This window comes from Daejeonella sp. AP26 (assembly GCF_056680515.1).
On the sequence record NZ_CM155286.1, the window covers coordinates 580878 to 596126 of the forward strand.

At 41.7% G+C, this 15249-nt stretch carries 14 protein-coding genes; 4 read left to right on the forward strand and 10 right to left on the reverse strand.

All coding sequences use genetic code 11. The annotated features are described in order from the left end of the window. The first annotated feature begins 12 nt into the window (after window positions 1-12). The 3 genes from AC1MCB_RS02495 to AC1MCB_RS02505 are packed head-to-tail and all read left to right on the forward strand — an operon-like array spanning window position 13 to window position 2425. Window positions 13-495: a low affinity iron permease family protein gene (locus tag AC1MCB_RS02495; protein WP_479967170.1), complete on the forward strand. Its 483-nt coding sequence runs from the start codon at window positions 13-15 to the stop codon at window positions 493-495. Window positions 496-528: 33 nt separating this feature from the next. Continuing rightward, on the forward strand, window positions 529-990 hold the full coding sequence (locus AC1MCB_RS02500; RefSeq protein ID WP_479967171.1) for a GNAT family N-acetyltransferase: 462 nt from the start codon (window positions 529-531) through the stop codon (window positions 988-990). A gap of 16 nt (window positions 991-1006) precedes the next feature. After that, window positions 1007-2425: an alpha/beta hydrolase family protein gene (locus AC1MCB_RS02505; protein WP_479967172.1), complete on the forward strand. Its 1419-nt coding sequence runs from the start codon at window positions 1007-1009 to the stop codon at window positions 2423-2425. A 6-nt stretch (window positions 2426-2431) separates the two neighbouring features. Here the strand turns inward: AC1MCB_RS02505 and AC1MCB_RS02510 are convergent, their stop codons facing one another. From AC1MCB_RS02510 to AC1MCB_RS02540, 7 genes are all read right to left on the reverse strand, one after another. Then, window positions 2432-3277, reverse strand: a complete 846-nt coding sequence (locus tag AC1MCB_RS02510; protein ID WP_479967173.1) for a hydroxymethylglutaryl-CoA lyase — start codon at window positions 3275-3277, stop codon at window positions 2432-2434. A gap of 138 nt (window positions 3278-3415) precedes the next feature. After that, window positions 3416-3757 carry a 2Fe-2S iron-sulfur cluster-binding protein gene (locus tag AC1MCB_RS02515; RefSeq protein WP_479967174.1) on the reverse strand — a complete coding sequence of 114 codons (342 nt, stop codon included), beginning with the start codon at window positions 3755-3757 and terminating at the stop codon, window positions 3416-3418. Further along, a complete protein-coding gene (locus AC1MCB_RS02520; protein ID WP_479967175.1) occupies window positions 3738-4742 on the reverse strand; it encodes an NAD(P)/FAD-dependent oxidoreductase in 1005 nt (334 codons plus the stop codon). The genes AC1MCB_RS02515 and AC1MCB_RS02520 overlap by 20 nt, the downstream gene beginning before the upstream one ends. 87 nt (window positions 4743-4829) lie before the next feature. Then, window positions 4830-5264, reverse strand: coding sequence for a MarR family winged helix-turn-helix transcriptional regulator (locus AC1MCB_RS02525; RefSeq protein ID WP_479967176.1), 435 nt, complete (start codon window positions 5262-5264; stop codon window positions 4830-4832). Between the two features lie 296 nt (window positions 5265-5560). Beyond that, window positions 5561-8551 (reverse strand): protein translocase subunit SecDF, encoded by a 2991-nt coding sequence (secDF, locus tag AC1MCB_RS02530; RefSeq protein WP_479967177.1) that lies wholly within the window; start codon window positions 8549-8551, stop codon window positions 5561-5563. A gap of 112 nt (window positions 8552-8663) precedes the next feature. Further along, a complete protein-coding gene (locus AC1MCB_RS02535; RefSeq protein WP_479967178.1) occupies window positions 8664-9143 on the reverse strand; it encodes a dihydrofolate reductase in 480 nt (159 codons plus the stop codon). 91 nt (window positions 9144-9234) lie between these two features. Continuing rightward, window positions 9235-10029: a thymidylate synthase gene (locus tag AC1MCB_RS02540; RefSeq protein ID WP_479967179.1), complete on the reverse strand. Its 795-nt coding sequence runs from the start codon at window positions 10027-10029 to the stop codon at window positions 9235-9237. A gap of 131 nt (window positions 10030-10160) precedes the next feature. Here AC1MCB_RS02540 and ispE point away from each other — a divergent pair, with 131 nt between their 5' ends. After that, a complete protein-coding gene (gene ispE, locus AC1MCB_RS02545) occupies window positions 10161-10964 on the forward strand; it encodes a 4-(cytidine 5'-diphospho)-2-C-methyl-D-erythritol kinase (protein ID WP_479967180.1) in 804 nt (267 codons plus the stop codon). Window positions 10965-10969: 5 nt separating this feature from the next. Here ispE and AC1MCB_RS02550 read toward each other — a convergent pair whose 3' ends face one another. From AC1MCB_RS02550 to AC1MCB_RS02560, 3 genes are all read right to left on the reverse strand, one after another. Continuing rightward, entirely contained in the window at window positions 10970-11218 is a 249-nt protein-coding gene (locus tag AC1MCB_RS02550) for a hypothetical protein (RefSeq protein WP_479967181.1), read from the reverse strand. A gap of 146 nt (window positions 11219-11364) precedes the next feature. Further along, window positions 11365-11652, reverse strand: a complete 288-nt coding sequence (locus AC1MCB_RS02555) for a LapA family protein (RefSeq protein WP_479967182.1) — start codon at window positions 11650-11652, stop codon at window positions 11365-11367. A gap of 2 nt (window positions 11653-11654) precedes the next feature. Next, window positions 11655-14318, reverse strand: a complete 2664-nt coding sequence (locus AC1MCB_RS02560) for a TolB family protein (protein ID WP_479967183.1) — start codon at window positions 14316-14318, stop codon at window positions 11655-11657. Window positions 14319-15249: the final 931 nt, after the last annotated feature.

Sequence of the window (15249 nt, forward strand, 5' to 3'; positions counted from 1 at the left end):
CTTCAATCAGCCATGCGTAAAAATAGGAAGGCTTTTTTTGAGCATTTTGCCAATAAAATCACTTTGTTTACAGGGAGTTCAACCGCATTTCTAACTGCCCTTTCCGTTGTTATTTTATGGGCTGTAACGGGACCCTTATTTGATTTCTCTGAAACCTGGCAATTGGTTATAAATACCGGAACTACAATAATTACTTTCCTGATGGTATTTTTAATTCAGAAAGCTCAAAACAAAGACTCCAAAGCAATCCAGCTAAAACTAAACGAGTTGATCGCGGCGAATGAAAAGGCAAGTAACCGCATGGTTGATGTCGAGGACCTGACCGAAGAGGAATTGGACAAGCTTCATAAATATTATGAGATAATTTCATCCCTTGCCGAAAAAGAAGATGATATTCATACATCTCATTCTATCGATGCTGCTGAACAACTTCATGAACAGAAAAAGCAAAGAAAAAAGAAGGTCAATCAAAACAAAGATTTAGACAAGCGTTAAGAATAGGCCATATTTTCTTGTTTAATATTGACTATGAATAACGGCAATCTACCCGGATACAAAATGGAGAATAATATCTTAGTGTTTAAAGTGAGTGACCAGCATGATCTGGACAAGGTATTTGCCATTCGCCGTAAAGTTTTTGTGGAAGAGCAAGAGTGCCCGCCGGAACTTGAATGGGAATACGAAGAGGAATCAGTTCATTTTCTGGCTACAGTTAACGGGATGCCATCAGGCGCATGTCGCTGGCGTCGAACTGATAAAGGTTTTAAACTTGAACGGTTCGCAGTTTTAAAGGAAGTTAGAGGGAAGGGAGTAGGTCAGGCTTTAGTGAAAACGGTACTATCGGATCTGCCTTCGGAGGCAAAATATGTTTATTTGCATGCGCAATTATCAGCCATTGGACTTTATGAGAAGTTTGGCTTTGAGAAATCTGGGAATCAATTTGAAGAAGCCGGAATACAGCACTATAAAATGCTTTTAAAACAACCCTGATCAGCTTCAGATTACCATGAGAAAAACAATTTTCCTGTTACTAGTCGTCATTTCAAGTTTTACCAGCCTTTTCGGACAGGATCTTCCCGTTAGAACTCTGTGGCAGGGGCAACTGGGGCAGGTGAGAATAATTTTAAAAATATTTCCCGATACTATTTCGGGTGCACAAAAAGCAGTATTTGACAGCCCCGATCAGAATGCCACAAATCTTCCGGTAAGTGAATTGATCGTGACTACCGATAGCCTGGTTGCAATTTCAAAGGTGATTGGCGGTGGGTTCAGGGGTAAATTTAATAAAGCCAGAACCGAGATAACAGGTGCCTGGAAACAAGGCGCAGCAAATTTACCATTGACTCTAATCCGCATTACTTCCCTGGCCCCTGAAATTAAACGGACTCAAACCCCCAGTCCGCCTTTCCCTTATAAATCAGAAAATGTTAGATATAGTAATGGCGACAAATCTGTAAACTTTGGCGGAACCTTGACATGGCCTGATTCAGATAAGCCCGTACCGGTAGTGATATTAATAAGTGGTTCAGGTCAGCAAGATCGTGACGAAACGATCTTCAACCATAAGCCTTTCGCTGTAATTGCGGATCATTTGACCCGAAACGGCATAGCGGTTTTAAGAGTAGATGACCGTGGTGTTGGGGAGACGACTGGAGAAGTTCGGGGTGCAACCTCCGCTGACTTCGCTGGCGATGTACTCGCCGGCATAGCTTTTCTTAAATCCCGCAAAGAGATTGATCCCGGGCAAATCGGCCTGGTAGGTCATAGTGAGGGAGGTATTATAGCGCCGCTGGTCGCTAATCAATCAAAGGATGTTGCATTTATAGTGAGTATGGCCGGCGTGGGAGTGAAAGGAGTTGACGTGATGAAAATGCAGACAGCGGACACGCTCAAAGCTTCGAATCTTCCGCCAGATCAGTACCAGGCAATGAAAGGTTTTTATTCACGGATGCTTGAACTTCTTAAACTTCAGAATATTAATAAGCCAGTTGATATGAAGGCTGAACTGGAGAAATGGAAGATGAAACAACCTAAGGCGTTAATTGATTCTATGAAGCTTAATGAGGGACAGGAGGGTGAGGAAAGAATCAAAAGTTTTGTAAATATGATATCCATACCCTGGATGAGATATTTTATTGCCTACAATCCTGAAATAGTACTATCTAAAATCAAAATACCGGTATTAGCTATCAATGGAGCAAAAGACGTACAGGTATCCTCTACAGAAAATCTTGCCGGGTTTGAGAGATTACTTAAAAAGGCGGGCAATAAAGATTTCAAGACACAGGAGTTACCTGGCCTTAATCACCTGTTTCAAACCGCCGTGACCGGGTATGGGAATGAGTATGCAGCGATTGAAGAAACCATTTCCCCAACAGCCCTTAAGGTAATCACCGATTGGATAGTGCAGCACACAAAGAGGTAAGGGTTTTTAATTAAAAACCTGGTTTGAAAAAGTCATAGCTTCCTGCCATGCCTCCATATCCAGATCTAGTTTCTCCCCCTTCTGTTCCATGTACGATATAACGTTCTCTGTTGCAATATTTCCTGTGAGACTGTCAGTCGCCATCGGGCAACCTCCCAAGCCCTTTAAGGCACTGTCAAATCGGTTGCAGCCACTGGTGTAGGCAGCACCTACCTTTTCTTCCCAGGAGTTGGGCGTGCTATGTAAATGAACGCCTAGTTCCGTTCCAGGGAATTGCTTGACGAGATAAGTAAATAAGTAATTGATTTTCTCCGGTGTTGAGACCCCAATAGTATCAGCGAGAGATAAAATACGAACCCCGCGGTCCACTAATTCTGAGGCTAGCTGCTCCACTATCTCATTGTTCCATTCGTCGCCATAAGGATTGCCAAATCCCATAGATAGATAAACCACAGCCTTTTTATTGTGTTTAAAACACAAACTGACCAGTTCATCAACAGTATTTAGAGATTCCGAAATACTTGAATTCGTGTTCCTTTTCTGAAATGTCTCTGAAACTGAAAATGGAAAGCCGAGATAAGCAATCTCCGGATAATGAGAAGCATCTTGTGCACCTCTTATGTTAGCCACGATAGCCAACAACTTCGATTTGCTGGAATCCAGATCCAACTTCTCCAGAACCTGCACAGTATCCTGCAATTGCGGAATAGCCTTTGGAGAAACAAAACTGCCAAAGTCGATGGTATCAAAGCCGACTTTCAATAGTTTATTGATGTATTCAGCTTTAATCTTTGTCGGAATAAAATCATGAATGCCCTGCATGGCATCCCGGGGGCATTCTATTAGTTTCATTTTTAGCTATCAGGTATTAGGTGTCAGCGGTTAGGTATATCAGGTATCAGCGCAGGGTTGCAACTGTCTCAATTGTTAATTCTCTTAGCTGAGATTTTTCCTTTTGAACGTTGAATCTAAAAGCTGACGGCTAACAGCTTACTGTTCATCCCCCCTGATCCTAAAAATCGCGCCATTCAAATTATCATGAATACGTATCTGGCAAGCTAGCCTGCTGTCAAAACCGGCGTCATGGAGGGTGTCCAGCATATCCATTTCTTCGTCTCCGGCCGGATCTAATGCATCAAGGCCTTCTAACACCTGCACGTGGCAGGTAGCGCATAAAGCCATACCGCCGCAAGTCGCCAGAATATTATAACCGGAAGCTTTTAACACTTCCATCAGGCTCAAACTGATCTCGTCCGGGACCTCAACAGGCTGCTGTTCGCCGTTTCGGTCTTCCACGGTAAAGCGGATTATATCAGAATTCGTTAACTCCATAAACGGTGGTATATTTAAAGCTTAATTTTTGATCAGGATAAACATATTTGAAGGCGCTCTGAACCATTAGTGCAGCCTCATGGAATCCGCATAGTATAAGCTTCAATTTTCCAGGGTAGGTATTGATATCCCCAATTGCATAAATACGTTCCACGTTGGTAGAATAATCAAATGTGTTTACGTGAATCGCCGATTTCTCAATATTCAATCCCCAGTCGGCAATAGGACCTAATTTAGGGCTTAAGCCAAATAATGGGATCAGATAATCTGTCGGCAATGTTTTGGCTACTTTATCGCGACCAATAACCGAAACTGTTTCCAGATTGCCGTTGCCGGATACACTAACCAGGTTAGATTGCAGGATCAGATCGATCTTGCCTTCCTGAGCTAATTCAAATACTTTTTCGGCTGAGTCAGGTGCTCCACGGAAAGTATCTCCACGGTGAATTAAGGTAACGCGTTCGGCTACATTAGTTAAGAAGATAGTCCAGTCTAAAGCCGAATCGCCACCACCCGCAAGGATTACTCGCTTATTACGGAAGTGCTCAGGGTTTTTGACCATATATTCAACGCCTTTTCCTTCAAAACCCAGTAATCCTTCAATCTCCGGTTTACGCGGTTCAAAACAACCGAGACCACCAGCAATTACCACTACCTGGCAATGAATTTTAGAACCATCACTGGTTCCAACAATGATCGAACCATCTTCCTGCTTTTCTAGTGTTTCTACACGCTCACCGAGCGTAAAGCCAGGGTGGAAAGGAGCAATTTGCTCCATTAAACGGTCAACAAGTTCCTGGGCTTTAATATCCGGGTAACCCGGTATGTCATAAATTGGTTTATGAGGATAGATCTCGGATAGTTGACCCCCAATTTGTGGCAGAGTATCAACTAAATGACAACGCATCTTCAGTAAACCGGCTTCAAAAACTGCAAAAAGGCCTACCGGGCCGGCACCAATAATGCATATGTCTGTCGTAATCATTCTTTGTTATATTAGTAGTGTAAAGTATATAGTTTTTAGGCTAGCCGTCAAATTTAAAATCTTGTTTTCAAATTTTAATTCAAATCCTTAATTCTCCAGGTTTTTATAAATAGTATCGAGTATTCGCTTTAAATTTTGATAATCATCTTCCGTCAAGTTCTCCCAGGCTTTCATTCTGATCTCTGCCATCTTCGGGCTCCACTCAGCTACGTGATGTTTGCCTAATTCAGTAAGATGGATATTGAAACTACGACGGTCTGCAGGATGAATGCGCCTTTCGGTTAATCCTTTTTTACAAAGAAGATCAATAATTCGGGTTAATGTAGGATGATCTTTATCGGTTATTTCTGCCAGCTGACTTTGATTTAAGTCATTATGCTGGTTTAAATTTCGAAGGATTAACCATTGGTCAACAGTAATGTCGTAGTTCTCAGCATTAAAGCGGCGTTGGGCGTATTGTTTTACTTTACGCGCCGTTCGATCTAAAAGATCTCCATAAGTGCTGAATAATTCTGTTGGCATAATAATAATTAGTGTGACAAATATCGTAAATAAAAGTTTTTCAACAAATAAAAATAATTCTCCGCACTAGAGGGATAAGATCACGCTTGTAAAAGTACTCCAATTGCATCGAGATTTATGTTTTACTAACGGTTGGTAATTCAGTGAGGAACGTTTTTGATCAAAAACAGGATCGATCAATGCATTAGTAAGGTGAGACAAGTCTTTCGTTCCAGAGCAGAAAGAAGCGAACTCATAAAAAAAGCCGTCCTGAATTATCTTCAGGACGGCTGTGTATTGAAAGTTACCTTAATCTGTTACTTAACAGATACCGGTTTTGCTTCGATCCTTTTTTCTTCTCTTTTCTCTCTTATCAATTCAACAACAAAAGGTGTTGCTACGAATAAGGAAGAATAAGTTCCAAATACTACTCCGATGAGCATCGCGAATGAGAAACCTCTTAGAATTTCACCACCGAATATAAAGATGATGATCAGAACGGCAATCACACACACACCGGTAATCACGGTACGGCTCAGCGTACTATTTAGCGCATTATTAATTACCGAAGGCAGGTTTTCATCCTTAGTATGGTGCTGTGCTATATACTCCCGTACCCGGTCAAATACAACCACCGTGTCGTTTATTGAGTAACCCATTACAGTCAAAATTGCTGCAATGAACGCCTGGTCAATATCCAGTGAGAATGGAACGATGCCATTTAATAAAGAGAATATAGACAAGAGAATCAAAACATCATGCGACAGTGCAACGATAGCTGATACTCCAAATTGCCATCTTTTAAAGCGGAGCAAAATGTAAAGGAAGATGACGACGATTGAAAATAATACCGAATAAATGGCCGAAGTCTTAATGTCATTCGCGATAGTTGGGCCAACCGTTTGAGCATCTTTAATCTCATAATTAGGGCTTATTTTCTTCAATCCTGAATTAAGCTTGGCGGTTACCTGTTCAGTTGCCTCAGGAGTGTTTTCATCTATCAGATAAGAAGTAGTGATTTTCACTTCGTTTGACGAACCAAAGGTTTTCACCTCGGGAGCTGTACCAAACTCGTCAAGCAAAATGCTACGCACGTCATCCGTTTTAACGGCTTTATCAAACTCAACAAAGTATGAACGTCCGCCTTTGAAATCTACACCCAGACTAAAGCCTCTGGTAAACATGGAAATTAATCCGGCAACGATAATAATTGATGAGAATATATAGAAACGTTTACGCCCGGTTATAAAGTCGAATTTCGAGTCTTTAAAAAGATTTTGAGTAGCCGGTATCGAGAAACTGATGGACTGCTGCTTACTCAACATCCACTCGAACACTAAACGTGATATGAAAATGGCTGCAAATAATGAGGTAACGATACCGATCATTAAAGTGGTTGCAAAGCCAACAATAGGACCGCTACCAAAAATGTAAAGGATCACACCCGTCAGGAAGGTTGTAATGTTAGAGTCAAGGATAGATGACATCGCCTTTTTGTAACCTTCAGCAATTGCCAGACGCATACTTTTACCTTCAGCCAGCTCCTCGCGGACACGCTCGTAGATAAGCACGTTGGCATCCACCGACATACCTAATGAAAGAACGATACCAGCAATACCTGGTAATGTTAACACAGCGCCCAGCGATGCAAGCACACCCATCAGGAAGAATAAATTGACTATCAAAGCGATGTTAGCAACCCATCCGGCCTTGCTGTAATACAATGCCATGAAGATTAAAATAACAATGACACCGGCAATGGTCGATATTAAACCGGCATTGATCGATTCTAATCCCAATGATGGTCCTACTACATACTCACTTACTACTTTAGCAGGAGCTGGCAAACGACCGGCTTTTAAAACGTTGGCTAAATCCTGAGTATCTTCAACCTTGAAATTGCCGCTGATGGATGATATCCCGTTCGGAATTTCCCCCTGCACAGTAGGGGCAGAGTAGACTACATTGTCTAACACAATAGCAACGCTTTTTTTGTTATTAGGATCTGCTGAAGCTGCTGCGGTTAAGGTTCTCCATGCGCGGGCGCCATCTGTATTCATCACCATTACCACTTCCGGATTTCCACGCTGATCGTAATCGGCACGGGCATCAGATATCACGTCGCCACCTAACGCCGGACTTCCATCTGGCTTTGATGATTTTAATGCGTACAGTTCAAATACTTTGGATTCAGGAGTAACTGGTTTTACACCCCAAACCAAGTTCATGCTTTGTGGAATAATCGAGCTAATTGCTGGTGAGCGTAAGTATTCGTTAACCTTCGCAGTATCTTTTTGAGCTGCATAACCAACAATTGGTCCTGGGCGTAGTCCTGTTTGTCCGTTTTCAGCCTGGAAAGTATTAGGGCTTAAGATCGCAAACAATGGATTTTGACGCGCCGCTTCCGCCTGGTTCTGACTTAATGCTCCGGTATCCTTTTTTGTAGTGTCTTTTTTAGCTAGAGTTGCAAGCTTGCTTCCTGCAGATGATGTATCGGCTTTAGCTACCGGTGCTTTGGCCGTATCGGCCTTAGCAACGTTGGTTGATGCCAATATTTTGTTGATATTCTCAATTAGTGGGAAGATCTCAGTATTCTCATAAGTTTCCCAGAATTCTAATTTGGCTGAACCTTGTAATAACTTACGAACACGCTCCGGTTCTGTAACACCCGGAAGCTCAACAAGAATCCGGCTAGTTCCTTCTTGCAACTGAATGTTTGGAGCAGTCACCCCAAACTTATCAATACGAGTACGAAGTATATTAAAAGACCGGTCAATGGCACTTTTAGATTCTTTATTTAAAAAAGAAAGAACCTCACCGTTGCTGGCATTGACCTTAATGTTAGCTGCGTTTTCTTTAGTAGCGAAAAGAGGAGCAAGTCTGCCGTCAGGGCTTACCTTTTGGTATTCTTCCCCAAACAATGAAATGAAATCTTTTTGGCTTGTTTTTAACCTTGCTTCAGCGTTCCGCAAAGCGGCATTAAAATTAGCATCGGTACTGTTGTTTGCCAGGTTGCGCACCAACTCAGTTAGTGAGATCTCCATGGTTACGTTCATACCACCTTTTAAGTCAAGCCCAAGAGGAATCTCGCGTTCTTTAGCGTAGTCGTAAGTAATATAACTCAGGCCGCCAAACACCGGCTGATTATCCATTGAATCTAAATATGCCTTCTCCCTCAGCGGATCGCCATTAGCATAATCTTTCGCGTTATTTTCGACGTGCTTTGCTATCCACGTGAAAGAGAGCGAATACAAACACGCAATCGTTAACGCTATTGCGGCGAATTTTACTAGTCCTTTACCTTGCATTTTTTTAAATTGTGTAATAATATTGGGATAAGCCTTTTTTCATTAAGACGGCAAATCTAATTAAATTTTCTATTTATAGGATTTTTAACAAACAAATTCTCAGAGCTGGCTGTTAGCGCTTTTTATAGGTTATAAACGAGTATGAATAGGGGTTTTTCTCGTCGCGCTCATTATCTTCTTTTGCGGTAACTTCCCAAAGTTCGGAATCTATTTTCGGAAAGAAAGTGTCTGCTTCAAACGTGTGATGTATACATGTTAGATGAATCATATCCACCAGATCCATAGACTGTTCAAAAATTGTTGCGCCGCCGATGATGGAAACCATTTCTTCCCCTGCGCAAATTTTCAAACTTTCCTCAAGCGAATGAACGATTTCGCATCCTTCGAGCTCTAAACTCTGTTTTGTTATAACGATATTTCTCCTGTTCGGCAGCGGCTTACCCATCGAGTCATAAGTTTTGCGACCCATAATGACCGGATGGCCCACCGTAAGCTGTTTAAAGTGTTTCAGATCCGCAGGCATATGGCAAAGCAGCTGGTTGTTTTTGCCGATGCCGTTCTTCTGGTCAACTATCACTACTATTTGGATCATAGTTAGGTATGAGGTTTTAGGGATGAGGTGTTACATAACCAGGTGTCAAGTCTCGATTTTAATAATTCTTAATTCCTAATTCTTAATTAACCTAAACCGCAACAGGCGCTTTGATGTGTGGGTGTGGGTCGTAGTTCTCCAGGGCAAAGTCTTCAAACTTAAAGTCGAAGATACTCTTCACTTCCGGATTCAGTTTCATTAATGGAAGCGGCTTAGGTTCACGGCTCAACTGCAGTTTAGTTTGTTCTAGATGGTTATTATATAAATGTGCGTCTCCGAGGGTATGAATAAAGTCCCCGGGCTTCAGGTTGCAAACCTGGGCCATCATCATAGTTAATAATGCATAAGAAGCAATATTAAAAGGCACACCCAGAAATATATCGGCACTACGCTGATAAAGCTGGCAGCTTAGCTTGCCGTCTGCCACGTAAAACTGAAAAAAGCTATGACAGGGAGGTAGAGCCATATTTTCAACTTCAGCAACATTCCATGCCGAAACAATAATTCGCCTGGAGTCAGGATTGTTTTTTATCAGGTTTACTGCCTGGCTGATCTGATCGATGTGGCGACCATCGGCTGTAGGCCACGAGCGCCATTGATGACCATACACAGGCCCAAGTTCTCCATTTTCATCTGCCCAATCATCCCAAATACTTACTCCATTATCCTTTAGGTACTTAATATTGGTATCGCCCTGCAAAAACCAAATCAACTCATGGATGATGGAACGCAAGTGCACTTTTTTCGTAGTAATCAGCGGAAATCCAGCTTGCAGGTCGAAACGCATCTGATATCCGAAAACGCTTAGCGTACCGGTCCCTGTGCGGTCATGTTTTTGTGTGCCTTCGGCTAAAACATGCTGCATCAGGTCTAAATATTGTTTCATCTTAGGGAGTATTGATATTTTAGATTTGAGTAATGAGAAATGGCGGTGATTATGATCCGGATAGGTGCAAATAAAATAAATGTATTTTTGACATCCTATTTTTGTTAAAAAAACGAAGATCGTTTACAAATATGATCATTTTTCCGAATGCTAAAATCAATCTTGGATTAAACGTTATCAAACGTCGTGATGATGGCTACCATAATATAGAAACGATTTTATATCCGGCTAAAATACAGGATGCGCTGGAGATTATTGAAGCCGATCAACTTCGTTTTACATCTTCCGGAATCCACATTCCAGGTAACCCGGAAGAGAACCTATGTTTAAAGGCGTGGTACCTGATATCTGAAAATATTGATTTACCTAAAGTGCATATTCATTTGCACAAGCAAATTCCCGTAGGAGCTGGATTGGGAGGAGGGTCTGCAGATGGCGCGTTTTGCATTCGCTTGTTGAATGAAAAATTCAGGCTTTCGCTTACAGTAGCGCAAATGGAGGGTTATGCCCGTCGACTCGGTTCGGATTCTGCTTTCTTTATAAACAACAAACCCGTGGTCGCAAGTGGTAAGGGAGATGAATTTGAAGCTGTACATGTAAGCCTGGATAAATATTTTGTGGTTTTAGTAATGCCTTCAGTGCATGTTAATACTGCAGACGCTTACCGCAGTATTCAACCTCATGTTTCTGGCTTTCCGTTAAAGGTTCTTGAAACTCTAGCTGTGGAAGATTGGAAAGAAGTATTAATTAATGACTTTGAAGTACCAATTTTCAAAAGGCATCCAGTCATACGGGATGTAAAAGATTCGTTATATGAGGCCGGCGCACTATATGCATCAATGAGTGGGAGCGGGGCTTCTGTCTATGGTATATTTAAGAACGAAACTCGTTTGATAGGTTTAGAGAATAACCACTCAGTTTTTTACGGGATTTAAAATGACTAATCCAGCATTTTCAGAACACAGCGGATAAAGCTCCCTCGAGGCCGGGGGGCTAGTTCTTCGCAACAAGTCATCAAAATTGCTTCCCTGATTTGTTCATCCGGCCAGTCGCCGTGTTCACTGATCTTCTTCACCAGGTAATCGATCTCCCACTCTTCATCGCAATTAAAAAGCAACCGGTCGATGTGACGCGGCTTTCTTAAATTGTATTCAGACCAGTCTCCTTTTACGATCAGATCGGTTAGCATTATCCTTCTTTTTCTTAAAGATAATCTGTTTGTTCTTAAAAATTAAAAATAAAAGGGTGAACGGTATGTTTTTTTGAGTAAACGGTAATCTTAAACCAAAGGAAATGTTAAAAGAGCTTGTTAAGACGAACGGTCTGGTTTGCGGGTTAGCTGATATATTCGCGGTCTTCGTCGCTTAAATAATCCCGGTTTACCTCGGTGGATGCGATATGTGCTTGGCTTTGGTTCGCCTCTTCGTCCAGAATTGCTTTTTTGCGGGGCCTGCCCAGCATATATCCCACTATAGCGCCCGCAAAAAACATCACCCCCAATACCGCCAGCTTAGGAACACTGGTGTCTCCAAATAACCAAAAGTTTACCTCGTCGGTATTGTTCATTAAAATGATTGTTACCAATACTGAAATAATGATGATGAAGATGTTTTTAGCGGTCATGTTTAAAAACTGTAAGAGAATCCTGTTTCGAATATCGGGTTTTGTGCGGGTTTTTGATTAACAAAGATGATTTTCCCGCTAATTTCAAAATTCGGAAGATAGAACCGCAATAAGTTCATATCAGCACGCAGTTCTGCACCGTAAGTTCTCGGGGCCGAGGGACCACCATTGAGAACGTTTTCAAAGTCTGCGAATACTCCTCCTCTAAACCGCTTCATATACGCCATTGGTCCAAGTTCCCAGTCTGGATAAAAAAGAGGAAAGCGGTAATCGAAGAGTAAGGTGTTGCTTACATCTTTTAGCGGCGTGAGGTTATAAAATCCGCTGATGAGGGGTATATCGTTCGTTAGGTTGTAAGCGCCACTGTTGCTTTGGTAATTGAAACTTGTTTGAAACGAATGATTTTTGTGTAATCCGGGAGCGTAGAATTGGCTTTTCAAAGTGAACAGTTCTCCATCAAGAATTTTATCAAAAGGAATGTGCTGGTAAGAGAGCGTAATGTTCTGTCCCCACGCGGGCGCAAGGTCCCTGGCGCTTCGGCTGCTATTACGGTTTAGATAGATCTGGTATTTTAATGGAAAATTCAACCTGGTGACGAAGTTGTTAGGTTTATTTTGAATCTCGTATCGGGATGTATAGCTACTGGATGTTCGAAAACCCAGGCTGTATGTTTGATTGCGTCGGTTGAAGAGAAACGGAACACTCACTTCTATTTCGGTGAAATTTTCCCTCCAGCTAATGGGGGTGAAGACCGGGACGCCTGCCACAACTTTCCTTGCAAAAGATAATCTCGCCTGATTGACATACCGGACATCTAGTATGGGATAAAAGCGTTTGTATGTAAAACCAGCCAGGTACTCACCCTTTTTAAGGTTTGAATTATACTGGTAACCCGTATATAGGTCAAGCGTATTCAATTTGTTATTAGAAAGAAGCTTTAGGCCTAAAGTCGGATTGTCATTTAAATTTACGTTTTCAGCAATTGGGGAAAGGCTATGAAAATAGAAGAGATTGCTTAATTCCCGGTAGGGGCGACTTTCAAAAAATCTTTCCGGGATACTGTCGAAAACACTGGCACTACCTTCCTGATTAATGAGTGGGCGGGCAAAGTCAATAAAAGTGTTTTTAAGATCACTGATTTTGGTACCGTGCTGATCACTGTAGGCAATGCTGGAAATGTCATTGCCTACTGAAGTGAAGTTATTGAAGTAGATCTGCTTGGTGCTCGCGTCGTATTTCGGATTAAAACCACCGTATAGCGCCGAAGTCAGCTGATAGGTATTTGTTGTTTCTGGGTCAAATCGGTAAATATTATCAAGCCCGTTATAATGAGCACGGAAGATGATCTGATCGTCAGCGTATGAAGGCCTGGAAATCTGCTGACTCTGGAAAGGCATTAGTTTTAAAGATTCACCGGTTTGACGGTTTAGCTCGAATAAGGTTGCTCCTTGCTGGCTAACCGCAGTGAAGACTAGTCTATCTCCGGACGCGTTGAAGGACGGCGTTTGCAGCATCAGATGAGACGGATTAGGATACACTTTAACTTCATTGCCATGCTCCGCATCTATTTCGACGATATTGACCTCATTTCCAAGTGAGATCCTTACAGCTGCAATTGTTTTCCCGTCAGGTGACAGAGTGGGGGCAAACAATCGGCTTCGGTGCGTTAACTGTTTGTAAGACCGGCTGGCGAGATCATAGATATTGATCACATTATACGAACGCTGTTGAAATCGCTTATCGAAACGGAACTCATCCCACACAATTTTTCCGGCTGAATAACTAAAGTTTGTCACCTCCTGGAAACCGATCTTTAAAATAAGCTTTTCGTTTCCGGCCTGATCAACGGTAATGAAAGCAGGTGCGTGAGCTCTTCCTTGTTTAATCGCAAGTATTTGATCAGATGAGATGCGAACAGGTAGCAGATAATCAGTAGGAGTTTTGTTGTAACGTTTATTTATCGACGTATAAACTTCACTCCTGGTGTCAGCCGCTTGCTTCCGCCATAATCGACCAAGTTCAGCAACGGTAGAATCATGTAGTTGTCGTGTGCTTAAGCCTGTGTATTTTTTTATTGAGTTGCTCAGGCTGTAAGGCCTAAAAGGATTTTTTGAAACCCTGCTCATCATGCTGTCTAAAATGAATTCACCATGATCCCGCCTAAGCTTCGACGACATGAAATATCCAAGTTGATAATACCCCGGAGTAAGATCTCTGGCAGATCCAAGAAAATTCTTAGAGTAAGAGTATTTTAGACCGCTTAGTGTATTTGTCCTGAAATTTAGCTCCCATGAAGGAAGCCTTCCCCGACCTGCGTTCGTTAGCGCCGTCTCGGTTCCTACCGCATCACCTTCATAAAACCACGGCGGTAGTGTAATACCAAAAATGGCAAGCGCGAGCTCTTCAAAAAAAGGAGCTTTTAAATTTCCCGCTAACTTATCAAACTGTACAACATGTCTGAGTTCATGAACTGCAAGGCTGTTTAACCAATCTTGATAATCGAATTCCTGGGAAGGAGTGGTAAAATATTCCGACCGACGGGGTGCCAGTTGCACAAAGCCGTTTGAAGAGGTTCCACGGTTTTGGAGGATGATCGAAATTTTCCGGGGTTTCCTGCCGAGGCTTTCCGACACTTTTGGAAGGATGTGTTCTAAGGTACTTGCCATTCTATTGGCTTCTTTCTCTAACTCAGAAGGGTAGATAATTTGAAAGTTTTCAGTATGAATCTGTTTCCACTTTACACAAGGGGGGTTCTGCTCACTATCGAATATCTGGCCTTTGACCTCTGTTGAACTGTAGCATAAACTAAATGCTATAAAATAGCTGATTATCAAATATTTAAAAGGAAATATTAAGAATGTATTTGGCACTTGCTAATAAAGTTAGTTTTTTAAATTTTTTAAGTTCTCAGATACCTGTTCCTAAATGTTATATAAACTATATATTTCTTTGATTATCAATAGTTAACGATTAAAAGTATTATAAGAGTATATACTGTCGAACCCCGTAAAAGTACTTGAAATAATGATATAATCGAGAAATAATATAGGTAGTTTATGAATTAACGTGGTAATTAGATGAAGTACACGAAGGCACTTTTTAAACGACTCTGGAAAGCGGAACTCTCCCCGTGCCTAAGAGATCTGTATTGGGCAGTATTTTTTAAAATGCCTTGCTGCTACTAGGAACTGTGCAGCCGGGGGGATTTACTGATGATATCGGTAGAATCTGATTCCGAAAATATTTCAGGATTTTCTTGGAGGATTTTAAAGTTGATTAGATCAGAAACGATGTGCGGTAGCCGAAGAAAACGAATTCATCACGAGCAATACCGTAAGTGTGCGGCGGCAATGATTTCGTCGGCTTAGAAGACTTGTATAGTGCCCTGGCAGAAGATCGGCCAGGTTAGCTTTACCATCTCTTAGTAGTTGTCCGGAGCTGTCATGGAATCGAAAAACGAGATTCTTCTAACCCATGGAATACTAAGATTAAAATACGCTTCGGTACTACTTAGTGTAAAAAGGCAATCTGACGACAGCACATTATCAAATGTTAGTTTAGCTTCGAATGAGTTTTTCCTACTGTGAAAGTCACTAT